The sequence below is a fragment of the uncultured Ruminococcus sp. genome (assembly GCF_934476685.1).
GTDB lineage: Bacteria > Bacillota > Clostridia > Oscillospirales > Ruminococcaceae > Hominimerdicola.
The window spans coordinates 1-13,872 of record NZ_CAKSNX010000021.1; the positions used below are offsets into that span (position 1 = coordinate 1).

Here is a 13,872-nt window from a genome sequence, read left to right on the forward strand (position 1 = left end):
TATCTCTCTCCTGTTCAATTCAAAGCTTCCCATTCGGCTAAATAATTTCTGTACTATTTGGGGTTGACAATACAAGATAATTCCTGTAGCGAGGACAAACACCGCTGCGGTGAATACTGATAAAAATACCACCGATACAGCCGCAAAGCCATATCGGTGGTCCTTTGTTTTATGCAAACGTATTGTTCACAAAAAGAGCTTTATGAAGCCTTGTCAATAAATTTCGCATCAAGATGAGCGTTTGTATAAATGATGTAATCATTATCGGTAGAGCCATCGATGGCTGTTGAACCCTCATAAAGCGAAGCAGTAAGTACTATCCTGTAATTGGAATAGAATGCGTCTTTTACTTTTTCAAGATCTTTACCCGTCTTTACATCAAGGTCGATATATACGTCAAACAGTCCTGCATTGTCGGGTTCTTCAAAGTTATCCCTTGCAGCTGAATATTCCAGCTTTGTTTTGCCTAGTCCACCGCTCTTAAAAGTTTTAAGCTCATTCTCGTTTATGTCTTTGATTGTAACGCTGTTCAAATAATCTGAAAGCTTCAAATCGTCATTATAGCCATCATTCTTGCATTGCAGTTCGATTGTCCAGCGTATATTAAGACTCTTTTTATCGATAGCGGAAAGCTGCGATGCATCAAATACTCCTCGTGTATGAATTACCGAGTTAGTATCCGTTTCCTCATCAAATACGTTTATGCCTAGCTGGTCATTCGCCTTTGTCTGACCATCTCCTCTGTCCTCGTCAGGACCGCCAGAAGATACAGGGTGATAAGCGTTGTATTTCAGTTTTACATCTGTCATAGCATGGCGATAGTACAAACGATTTACAGAATCATCTGCTGTTTTAGATACATTGTTGCTGTATGTTGTATCATCAGCATCGAACGCAAGGCTCGATCTTACACTTACAAATGTTCCAATGTTAGTACTTTCTTCTGACTGCTGGCGCTCTGGAAACTGGGTTATGATACCGCCATGCGAGTATGTGATCTTGAAATTTGTTGTTATCTTCACTGTTGGCGCAACACCATCTCCTCCTGCCGTCAGCCACTGTCTTAGGTCTATTGCAGCACCATTGTTTTGTTCAGATACTTCAAAGAAGTTCGTTGCTGCCTCTCCGGAAACTGAAGTGTAATTAAGTGTTGACGGGCTTGAGATCACTTTGCCATCTTTATCATATGCAGTAACAGTGTTATCACCTTCAATTATCGAGATACTGTCAGTATCACCTATGATCTTTTCCGCCGCTCCATCATTGACACTTCTTTTATTCATGAAGATATGGTTACTGTGATAGATAGGAATGCTATTGGTATTAAGAAGCAATTTTAGATTGTTTATCAACGTAGCATTTGTTGTATTGAACTTTATAGTTGACACTGTGGAAATGTTTACATCATTATTATCGTCAGTCATCTCAACATTTGTATTGTCATCAAGCGTCGTGACCTCTATCTCGTTGCTGAAAAGGTCGGCAAAGTTTAGCTGTACAGAGTGATTATTCTTGACTGCACCATTAAGCTTGCCGCTTACATTCGGATAAAGGCTTGAAGGCGAAGTTAGCTGAAACTGGTGGTTCAAGACACCTTCTTCTTTAGCCGTAGTAATTGTAAGATAGTAGTCCTCTGTCAGATAGTCTGTATCGGTCGAAAGGTCAAAGCGGTTTGCGTCACTATCATTAGCCACACGAATAGTAGTTATTTCGCCGTTTATATTCACTTGCATATCACCATTTGCATCCTCAACGAAACGTCCGCTTTCATCAATTGTTTTTGTAAAGTTCAGCTGACTGCTTACCATATCCGCAAAAGTTGCTTCGCTATATGCTTTGTCGTTGCTGTCTGTAAAATTAGAGAGAGAAAGAGTGAGTTTAAGCCCCTCGTATTCTTCCTTGCCAGTAACAGTATAGTAGTACTCTTTGTTCTTATTGTTTTTGTCAATAAGGACTAGCTGTGTTCCAGCTGGTATTGTTCTGCCGTAGTTTACAGTTAGACTAAGTTCCTTTTTATAGTTCCAGTTAAGTCCCGAAGAGCCGGCCATTATATCTTTTATGAAAGTTTCAGCAGGGTAAGCCCAACGCAGATAAGCGGTAACAGGGGTATTATAGTTTTCAGCAAGCACCTTAGTACCGCTATTAAAGCCTGTTGTACCCGTTTCATCTGTATATTTGCTCGGGTAATACTGCGTGCCGCTGAATGCGGTGGTGAAAAATTCATACTGATATATCTTTCGTGTTATAACAGGTACGTAGACGTGATAAACCACAGCAGTGGATTTGCTGACCGTAGGGTCGTTATACTGCACGTCGATAAGGGTAAACTGTCCTCTTGTATCGCTATCGAATTTATCCGACTTGGCTTGGAACCGTGTGAACTTTTTATCTGTTACGTTGCAATTAACGGTTAAGTTTTCAGTTGCAGTTGACAGTGTAACATCATCCCCGCTGATATTTGCCGTATAGACTTTGATATCACTTGCATTTGACACCTGATCATTTGTAAGAATACTCAGATACGAATTTATTTGCTTGCTTATCTCATCTGTGTTATCTATCAAGATCACGGGAATATCCTTCAAAATATCCTGCTCTGTGCTGAAAGTCAGCTGATTATAATTCGATATATCAGTTGTGCTAATCTCGCTATAACATTTCGCACTAGAATTGGCTGTGTCTTCCTTATCTGCAATTATCTTTTTCACCGCATCAGCGCTTGTTCCGTCGCCGGTGAGGAATTTTGCGCCTGTGCCGATATTCTTGGCAGGGCTGCTGGTCGCATATGGGAAGTTGTCGTCACTTTTATTGACACGGCTGATATTATCTGTTGTAATATCCGACAATTTCTCTCCCATCGCGTTTTCGTCAAGACACGCACCGTTGTAGTCGGCAGGGATAACAGTAGTGGTATTGCTTGTACCGCCAAATATCTTATTATCAGGACTATTCGTTCCCTGAACGCTCCAACCAACGATCTTAAATGTTTTACTGTTGCTGTATCCGCTGAACAGACCATAGTATGAAGAACCTTTGAGCGTTACGCCGTTTACTACAATGTTGTATGCAGATATGTCACCGTTGGTATTATTGCCAATGATACCTCCGATTCTTGATGAACTGTTTCCTCCTTTTATAGTACAGTTTTCAACTTTGCTGTTGCAGATATTTCTTGAATAATTATTCGTTCCTATCAAGCCGCCCGCTCCATTAGAAGCAGTAGTTTGACTGATCATATATCCCGAAACGCTGCAGCCGTCAATGTGGTTTAAATAAGTTTTTTCCTTGAACTCAACCTTTTCACTTCCACTGGCAGGAAAATAACCGAACAGACCACCGACATGTTGAATACCGCTAAGTTTATTCTGACCATTTCCATCAACATTGCAGTTATAGGCTCTTACTGTCAGTCCGGTATTTGCATTTCCTATCAGACCTCCGACGTTTTTACCATACATATCAACATTCTTCAGATTAAAATTTATAAGCAGAACGTTGCTTTTATATGCTAGTCCTATCGCACCGCCTACACCGTTAAAAGCACCTCTGGTCTCTTTCTCTGAATATCCTATGCAGCCGTTTTCGGTAGCTGTAACAGTAACATTTCTTATTTTTACTGTACTTGAGGTACTAGTACTTTCACACAGCTGACCGATAATGCCGCCGCAGTTGATTTTTACATTATTAGTGTCAGTGTCATTACTGCTATTGTCAGACGTAACAGATTCGTTAAATTCGCTTGGTTCCTCAGTAAGAGTATTTATATACAGATTTGCATTTCCCAACATATAGCCTATAACTCCGCCTGCCGCAGACAGCGTTCCGTTTACTTTAAGATTATTGGCTGAACATTCATTGAGGTAAATAGACAGTGATTTTTCAGGCACATAGCCGATAAAGCCGCCGGTCGCCCTGTCACCGCTAATAGTCAAACCATTAAGAGATACATTCCAGAAATTGTATTCTCGTGAATCAGCACTCGTAATGTCAGTCGCTGTATACCTTAGCGAACCGATCATACCGCCTGTATTCGCCGCCAATGGTGTGCTAGCTGTCATTGTGATTTTTTTATTATTATTATCCCTTTGCTCTTGCGTCAATTCACCCGACAAAGTAAGATCGTGAATGGAATTTAATGTTTTCTTGAGGTTTGTTTCATCGTTATTTCCAGAAACATCAAAATACAGATCATTAAAAAGACCAAGTCCTATTTTGTCAGCATTTTGTGTACTTTTAGTAATGCTGGGATTTGAATCTTTGTAATAGCAGTCCCACTCACTGCTGTGGTTTTTAAGGTTAGTATTCAGATTTATCGTACTGCCGTTACCGTCAAGGCCGTAAAGCGCAAGGATATTTTTGCAAATATCCTCATCTTTCATCTCCTGCGGATAAAGCTGACCTATACCTCTGAAACAGTTCGGCAGGTCATATTTTGCATTTTCAGCAAGTTTCATATAGTGATAATTGCCGCTGCCGGTTATCGCCCTTGCAGGATAGTTGCCGTTTTCAGCCGCAGTATACTGACTTATGATATACGGCAGAGCTTTCTCATTGCCCGAGCTGTCATTTTTCGCAAGCTCAAAATCTTTTGGCTGCTGCACATCATCAGTACCCACCGCTGAATATTTAGCAAGGTGCGTGGTCTTGTTTTTTTCGCCGTATGAATTTTTCACAGTATAGTTGCCGTCAGCAGTCGAAGCGTTTCCGCACATCGACTGCGTTATCTCAGAAAGAATGAAAAGCGACTGCGAGTCGGGAACAACCATTGTTGTTTTGTCCTTGCCCTCTTCCTGCGTAAAGCTGATCTTGTTTTTAGAATCAGGGTTCAGATCGGGGATAGGATAATTGTTTTCGCCGTTATCAAGCACCTTGCTCACTTTACTGTAACTGTCAGTTTCGTTAAAGCAGTAGGCGTTTACAACTCTGCCGACTATCTGATTTACATAGAAATAGTTTTCCATTTTATCAGTGGTTTTATTGCTCTTATTTTTGTAAACTTCAAAAGTCACATTGCTTAGCGGCGAGATTTTTTCACTGCCCATATTTCTGAACACAAGTCCGCCGTTAACGACCGCACCAACATATCCTCCCACGGGTATAAGCGTGGTATATTTATAATAGCTATTGTCATAAGAAGTTTTCAGCCGTATCGTTGTATTGGGAAACTCAACGGAAACCCCATCAATAATATTGTCGCCACCCAGTATTTTTCCTATAACTGCGCCGTATACTGGTGTACCATCCTCGTAAGACAGCTGACCACTCTTGCCATTTTTATCGTTTGTTAAAGTGATAGTTTGCGCCGTTACTTTTATATCCAGATCTTTCACAACACAGCCGTTTGAAACAGATACAAAAGGTTTATCAGAGGGATTTTCAATGACCATTTTCTTGCCATTATATTTTTTTCCTGCTATAACTCCTCTGAATGCGTAATCTGAGCCGGCCTGTCCAAGTCCTGCAAATTTGTCAGACAGAGTTATAGTACCGTCATTCTCATCGTTGCCCTCAACAAGATAATATGCACCCGCAAGGTATGCACGGACTTCGTTCGTGGATATAGTTATGCTTTTGTTTGTATCCTCTACCCATTCAGTGCCTGATTTTTTCACAGCAACGAACTCCGAGCCATTATATTCGATTCGTGTATGACCTGTACCTTTAGCCTTGTTGGAATCCCACTTTTCAAAGTTTATGTCTTTAGTTGCAGCATTAAGATAATCGTTATCTATATACATCGAAAAGCCTTTGCTGAAAGTGCCGCCGCTGAGAATGTCTGCGACCATTGAAAGCGTTGTACCGTTGTCTATGATAAATGGGTCGTTGTATGTACCGCAGCCATCCCCCATTTCCTTGCTGACGTGGTTTACTGCTATTTCGTGGTTATTCGTTGCTGAATTATATGCGGTTGCCACATAAGGAAGGAAGTTTGAGAAATTGAACACTTCCTTTGCCTCTGCACTTTCTGGTGAAGTAAAGTGGTTAGTATCATCAGCGGCGTGCTTATCCAAATAACGTCTTTGGTCGTTATCCCCTGCGTCGGGAGCAAACTCCGCTGAGTGAGAGATCTCTTTGCCGTAGGTAACGTTATGCTTTGCGCTGCCGTCAGCAGCCCAGTCTTCATCGTAGTTATAGTTGTATATCGCAGAAGAACCGCCCTCAGAAGTGTACTGCAATGTATGTATCAGCGTAGCCTTTGTGAATATAGAACTTGTTGTACCGTATTTCTCCTTGAACACTGTCTTTGCAGCATCTTTGACATTGGCTGTAGCGTTTCTGCCGTCTAGGCACATTTTTTCAAACTGGATCGACATCTGCTGTACTTTGTCGCTGCCTGCCGTGCCTATCAGCGCACTTGCAGCTTTTTCGTCATCAGCATAGCCGCTTGTTGAAACTCCGCTGATCTTTGTTTCAGTATAGCTGCCGATATTGCGTACAAGCAGTGCCATATTTGCAGTATTGTAGTCAGCTTCATTGAGGTTCTTGATAGTAATACCATCAAGAACAAGTCCGGATATTGTAAGGCTCGCCTTTGGAGTTGAAGAACCTTCCAAATTGCCGCAGATCAACGCACCCGAACCCTGCACGTTGAGTTTTTCTATCGCCGAAGCAAGGCTGTTGCGGTATGCCGCCGCCGTTCCGGAGATAGTGCAGTTTGTAAGAGTTATATTTTTTGTGACATTTCTAAATAGACCGCACTGCATCAGATAGTGCTGGCTGTAAGCCCGTGTAGAATATTTCGTTCCGTGCGCATTCTGTATCTGCTCATTATATAATTTCACATTTGCACCGCTGAGCGATATTGACGTATCAACGTCAACGGGATAGTAGGAAAGCCCAGTAAGATCAATCTCTGTATCCGTTGGGAATGTGCTGCGATCTTTAAAATACTCGCGGATATTCTTTGCTGCGTAGGTATAAGCGCTCCAAAGAGTAGCCTTTTCTCCGCCTGTCAGTGAAGCCTTTGCACGCAGGTAGTCAAGATTATAATAGTAACGTGTGTAAGGGTTTGCATGAATTTTTCCAAACTCAGTTTTCGGCTTATACTCGTTGGAATTTTCACTGGTCATATTAAGCACATTGCCGCTTGTGCGAATAGAAACAATACCCTCGCCGGAAGCGCCTATGTCGTCATCGTCTCTTTCCTTCATAGTCCTGCCAACTATCTCATCATAAGTGTTGGCACTGCCTGTATAAGTCATGCCCGCACAGTCATAAGCGTCGGGGTCAGTTATCTCAAGATAAAGGCGCATGGGTTCAACTGCATTGTTTATTTCTGCATTATCTGTTTCTGTAATATTTGGTAACGTTCTGTCTTCATAACCCTTGCCAACTATAAGACCGACAATTGAACTGCTCGAGTCTGTAATACTGGAATTGCTATATTTTAGAGAATTCACCTGCCAGTAACCATAGGAACTTGTAACAAGTCCGCCTATTGTTTTTGTAACAGATGTTTTGCCGACAGTTATTTCTGAATTGCTTATGGTAACTCCGCTGCCATCAGCAGAATTATTGCCGATAGTAACGTTTACGTTGTTCCAAGATCCGCCAAGCAGACCTCCTGTGCCGTTGTTGTTTGAGTTATCCGTAATGGTAAAGTCACTGACCTTGACATTATTTAAAGTAATCTCGTGTTTTTTACTTTGATGTTCAACAATGCCGATAAGTCCGCCGTATCCGTAGAAATAATATGTTTTATCACCATCTGTTTTTCGGTCTATGGAGTTTGCCAGCTTTCCGCTTATTGTCATGCCATTTACTGTAACGTTTGAGCCGAGATTTTTCACATGACCGATAGTGCCTGCCGAAACTCCATTATATGAGCTGTTTGCACGGCCCGCAAGCGTCATGTCAAAGTTAGACGTACAGTTATTTAATGTCACATTCGCAGTGGCGCTGTCCACTCCGAAAATCGTGCCTACGTCTATTCTTTGCTCTCCTTTTCGCATTATTATATTGACATTTGACTTCACATTTTCCGCTATTGTGTTGCCGCTAAACTGTGCGGCAGCTGCACCGCAGTAAATATCGTCAATGTTCGCTTCGATACAGATACTGCCGTCAAGAGTTAGATCTTTAATAGTCGCATTGGAAACTTTGGCAAAAAGTCCCTGATATTTGTGGTCGTATACAGCGCCGGTGTTGCCGTTGTCTTTTCCTGCTTCATTTTTGGCAAGAGTGTTAGCGTCACCTCTGTATCCATAAGCCTCGCCTATCGCAAGGGTTATTTTGTGACCATTGCCGTTAAATGTACCGGTAAATTCAGTGTTTCCGCCGTCATCACGGGTAAGACCGCGCAGACCTGTACCTCTAAGATCAACATCACCCGTAAGCGTGATCTTATTTTTCAAGATACTTGCTGAAGTATCACAGCCACTAGTAGTAAATGCGCCATTTTTTGTTGCAGTATTATGCTGTATACAAAGCGCCAGCTTCATAAAATCAACAGCATTGTTTATTTCATATTCTCCGTTAGTATTCGTCTGACAATCTTTCAGCGTAACTGTATGTTTGGTTTCGTTGTATTCTACAACGCCGGCTTTTTCAATCGTTTGCTTATTCACAAGCCTTATGACCTGTCCCCAAGGGGCAACATCTTCTATTTTTTTTGTCGCATCGGTTGGTCTGATGTAAGTCCAGCCTGTTCCTGTGTCTGAATCATAGTCCGAGCCGCTTCCCAAAGCGTATATCAGACCATCGTCTTTACCACCATCTGTTTGTAAATTTACAAGAAGTGCGGTTTTGACATCTTCTACTCCGCTTAAATCTGTTTTGCCCGAAAAGCGAACAACGCTTCCGTAGTAATCGCCTGAGCCTTTATTATTGCAATCAACTACTTTATCCACAACGCCGGATCTTACATTTCCGGAAATGGTGTTTTTACCGCAAATATCCAAAAAGCTAGAATAAACAGAATAAGCAATTCCGCCGGTGTTGCCTTTTGCTTCACCTTTGTTAATAGTTATATTGTTCGTTCCATCGATTTTAAGATAGGTTCTGCCTTTGCTTTCTCTATACCAGCCTAAGTCGCCGACAATTCCGCCGCCGTTCTGGGAATTGTCGCCGTTAAGAGTTAACTCTGTCTTGACGTTTTTAATAGTGAAAGTATTTTTAAGATTACCATTTACATTCAGAATTTTTCCGATAATTCCTCCGACAGTACCCTTGTTAGATTTAACTTTAAAGTCAACATCACTATTTGCATCTTTTGCTGTTTCATTGTATATTGTAATTTTTGCCGCACTACTTTCGGTGTCATTTCCTTTTAATTCAAATCTTCCTGCAAATCCGCCGCCTGCATTTGCGGATACGTTTATCGTCCCCGTAAGTTCATAATTTCTCAGATCAATGTCGAATTCAGCGCCCTCGGCGGCAGAGTAAACACCGAACACTCCGCCTGCACCGCTGGCTGTTGGAGTATTCGTAACCATGACATTAAGCTTTTCGCTGTTTGTATATGATACACCCTCAGCAAACTCGATTTTTGCGCCGTCCGCCTTGCCAACAAGACCGCCTGCGGCATTTTTAGTTTTTCCGTCATTTAGATTTGGTACTGTCTTTCCATTTGACTTTATCGTCCGCTCGCTGGTTATTTTAGGCATTTCTTTTATCGTCAGAACGGACCCTGTGTTCATCTGTCCGATAACGCCGCCCGCAAAATCATTTGCTGTAATGTTGCCTAAATACTTGCTTGCTGTGTCTTTACCACTTGTATCTTTGATACTTTTATCAAGCCAAAGATTTAGCTCCGAATTATTTCCCATAGTGCCGCATATGCCGCCTGCGGTATCTTCGCCGACAACGGCTGAATTATTTAGGTAGCCCACATGAATATCCGCTTTAGCGTTCTCGCCAAGATCGCCCACAACGCCGCCGTATTGGCTTGATGCATCTACAACGATATGCCAAGTCTGCGGATCATCTTTTTTACCTGCCACAACATGATTTGCAAAAAGCGGTGCAGTACCTGTTCCGCTATTTTGGAAGTAAAAAGGCTTTTCGCTATCGCTTTCATTTTCATTTCCGTTTGTAATAACAGCGTCGGTAGTCACATAATTAAAAAGAGAAGAGTTTTCCCATGTCAGTTTAGTAAGATCGCCGTAAGGAGCTGATTCAGAAGCTTGTCCGATGGTTATTGTACCTTCAAATGGGTGTTCTTCCGTACCTATACCGCTGAAATTTTGTAATGTATAGCTGTCGCTCAAAGCAATAGAAATACTATCTTTTTCATTATAGCCGACAAAGTTTCCGTTAGCGTCTGTCAGTGTTCCGTTTACATAGTTTACTAAAGCATCACCGGTAGTTATATTTATATCTTTAGCGGTATCTCTGTATCGAGGCTCCGCCGCTGCTGCTTTCATAGTTGCGTCCGGGATAAGACTGCTGATCTTGCTTATGATGTCAAGATCAGGAATATTATCCGCTATCTGCTGCATTGGCATACCGGTAGTCATGACCGCCGCCGCTATCACAAAAGCAGAAATGCGGCGCAGCAAGCCTTTATGTTCTCGTCTGAAATTACTTTCAGTCTGAGTATTTTTTCCTTTCCTTTTAAGTATTTTATGGTTCATCTATTTTTCTCCTTATGCAGGTGTAAATTCTGTTTTAACATATTCCTCGCTGAATTCGTCAAGGGCTGTGCCGTTTTTCTGATAAAAATGCACAGCATAACGGCTGACAGCATTCTCAGCAGTTGTATCAACAGGGAATGTAATTATCGTTTTATCGTCGTTTTCTGTTTTTTTATACCCGCTTAATATTTCAAGATCATTTTTATCCAATTCAAGTTTAGCATTATCATACGTCAGAGTAATTGTACCTTTTCCCACGCCGCTGATAACGTAATTGTATGCGTCGAAATCTGTCGGCTTTGTGCCCGTGATATTGTCGGTAAATTCTCCGCTCCATTCAAGGCTTTGGCTGCTTCGTGAAACAGCCCTGAGTTTACCGCTTATTGCCTTTATATCATCGTATTTTCCGACAGGCGTAGCAGTTATTTCTACTGCATACTGCGGCGTTGACAATGCTTCAGGGTCGCAGTGCAGTATAAATTTCAGCTTGGTCTTTGTATTGGCGGGCAATACAAAGAGATCGCTTTCTCCATCATTTGTTAAAGGTCCTTTAAGAGTAGTTACTGTGCTTGAAATACTATTCAAACAATAAGTATCGCTTTCATCACCAGCCAAAAGATAAGTAAGCCTATACTTATCACTTGTTGTTTCAGAGGCAATGTCTGTACCATCGTAATTCACAAGTTTCGCTGTTATGCGAAAAAAAATGTCTGAGCCGTATACGCCCATGCCGTTTCTATCATAATTGCATACGTCGATAGTCACAGCAGGGTCGGCGGTATTTTCCGCAAAGCCTATACGCTGAACTTCTGAACCACTCACATACAAATATCGTGACGAAAAAAGCATCTCATCGCTTTCGGAAAGTGAGATAACTCTTTTCGACTGCGTAGTACCCATGTATGCCGCATAGGTAGCCGCCCCGCTTAAAAGTACGACGACTATTATCAGCCATACGGTTATCCACGAATTTCTTAGTATTTTGAGTTTCTTTTTTATTCTGTCGATAATTTCGTTATTCAAAATAACAGCCGCCCCCTTTCTCTGTATTATTGCGTTATTGCCTTAATCTATGCTCTCTATGCTCTTTCTTGCGGTGATATAGAGCATATCGGTCTCTTTATTATTAGTTAGGTTTTTGCCTGCCCATTTTATTTTGAGCACATAGTAATCTACAAAGCCTACGTCGCCGACTTTTCCCGTTACAGGCAGCCCTTTTACCTGCCAGTACAGTGGCTCGGCATATTCGTTGACTTTATCATAGCTTTCATAATTATGCGAATGAAACGTTGTACTACCATCGATATTTTCATCGCCGTTGCCAATGGTATGACTTCCATTGTTTTTAGCGTTCAAAAAGCCGCCTTTGCCAGTAACGTTTCCCTGCCTTTTATCAGATGAATTAGATGTCTGATACGGATAATAATAAGTATTTCCGTCAAGTTCAGACTTGTATTCTGCTATCTCATAGCCGCTTTCTGCCGCAGGCTTTGCGGTTATGCCTTTTGAAATAACGTCTTCATATTTTTTGCTGTCGACGCGGTACAGCTCATAATCAAAATCTATATTTGTGGTTCTTGCTATTTGAAGATCATATTTTGAAAGATATTTACCGGTAACACAAAACACATATGTACCCTCTGTTATGAGCGTTTGGTTGTTCTCATCAAGATATTCCTGAACGTTGATGTTTGAAAGGTCAATCATCTCAACAGGCTCTTCGTTGCCCGCACCTATTTTAATAGTAGTCGGGGCGTTTATCTTTATTACCGTTGCCGTTTTGCGCTCGCTCGTGAACCATGCAAATACCGGCAGTCCTATCACCAGCACCAGCGTTATAACGGCTGCGGCGGAAGCCTGTATCTTCTTTGAGTGTGAAAGTCCTTTCCATTTCAGCTGTATCGTTTTCATTAGTTCTTTGAATTTTATCACTTGACTGCCGCACCTCCAATGCGAATCAGTTTACTGAATTTACTGAGCTTACTGGGCTGACTGTCATTTCTGCCATGAGAAACATTATATAGTCGCCGATGTCCTCGTCAGCGTTGTTATACTGTATACTCAGCGTGGAATAATGCTGAGTTATGTATTCCTGCGCAAGTTTATCGCCCTTATAGCCTTTCAAAAAGCCGCTCGGGTTTTCGTTTAGCTTTTTCAGCACCTCATTTGTGCCATTCTTTGTTTCACATATTACGCCCTTGCTGGAATTTGCCAAAACCGCTTCGCCAAGCGTTTCAGGCCACACCCAATAAACGGTCACTTCATAAGGCTGAAGTTCGCCGCTGCTATTTTCGGCGAATTTTATCTCTTCTTTAAAATCATCATCTATCATGTCAGAATAATATTTTCCGTCATAATGTCTGAAAAAAAGTATGTGGCTGTCAACGTAGTCTGCCAGCATTTTATCACTCTCGCCAAGTGCAGTTGGTGAAGGTTCTGCATCATAATCAGTTTTTCCGTCCGTTGTCGGGTACTGTTTTTTATATGGTGTGATCTTCAAATTATAGTTGACTTTTATAGTCTGCTGTTCTTTCGGAACTATCCAAAAGTGTAGAGCACCATGACTTCCCGGGTGGATACCGGTGTCATCTTCATTAGTTTCGCTGTCTTTATAGTTATTCGCATTGTTATCCTTAGTCACTAACCACTGTATGCTCTGTCCATCGGCGGTAGTAAGCACACCGCTGTCAGAATTAAGCCTTTTATATGATGAGTCGAGGTAGCTGTCTAAAAAGCCTTCAGTACCCTCTGTTTTAAGCTCAAAAGGCATCGCTGTCGACTTCATATCGCCGCCCGTAACATCATCGTTTTTATTCATGGTGAACCATGCAAATGTATAGACAAAAATAATCAAACACAGCATCACGGCAGAAGATGCAAATTTTATAAAAGCGGCTCTGCGTTTATTTTTATCAGCGTTAATAGCGGGGGTTTTTGCATTTGCATTTTTAGTTTTCATGACAATTTTCACCTCGCAAAAAGGTATATTTACACATAATATATTATAGCATAGTGCAATAAAAAGGTCAAGTATCAAGATGTTAAGATAACTTGTTGTAATACTACAATAGAAATTGGACAAAAGTTCAGAAAAAAGAAAAGAGAGATAGGCAAAGATCTGATAGAATAAAGTCACCACAACAAAATTCAAAAGAAAAGAAGCCTACCTCTCATGACAAGTATAACACAAGATATGAAGTTTCGTCAATCCTTAATGAAATATTGTATTGTCAACCCCAAATAGTACAGAAATTATTTAGCCGAATGGGAAGCTTTGAATTGAACAGGAGAGAGATAA

General features: G+C 41.4%; 4 protein-coding genes. All 4 read right to left on the reverse strand.

Translation table 11 applies throughout. From position 1 onward, the window contains the following. Positions 1-200 precede the first annotated feature (200 nt). The 4 genes from Q0E19_RS11165 to Q0E19_RS11180 are packed head-to-tail and all read right to left on the reverse strand — an operon-like array spanning position 201 to position 13,533. Positions 201-10,574 carry a hypothetical protein gene (locus Q0E19_RS11165; protein WP_294409614.1) on the reverse strand — a complete coding sequence of 3,458 codons (10,374 nt, stop codon included), beginning with the start codon at positions 10,572-10,574 and terminating at the stop codon, positions 201-203. A 12-nt stretch (positions 10,575-10,586) separates the two neighbouring features. Beyond that, entirely contained in the window at positions 10,587-11,597 is a 1,011-nt protein-coding gene (locus Q0E19_RS11170; RefSeq protein WP_294409616.1) for a hypothetical protein, read from the reverse strand. A 42-nt stretch (positions 11,598-11,639) separates the two neighbouring features. Next, positions 11,640-12,506, reverse strand: a complete 867-nt coding sequence (locus Q0E19_RS11175) for a hypothetical protein (protein ID WP_294409617.1) — start codon at positions 12,504-12,506, stop codon at positions 11,640-11,642. 25 nt (positions 12,507-12,531) lie between these two features. Beyond that, on the reverse strand, positions 12,532-13,533 hold the full coding sequence (locus Q0E19_RS11180; protein WP_294409618.1) for a hypothetical protein: 1,002 nt from the start codon (positions 13,531-13,533) through the stop codon (positions 12,532-12,534). Positions 13,534-13,872 lie beyond the last annotated feature (339 nt).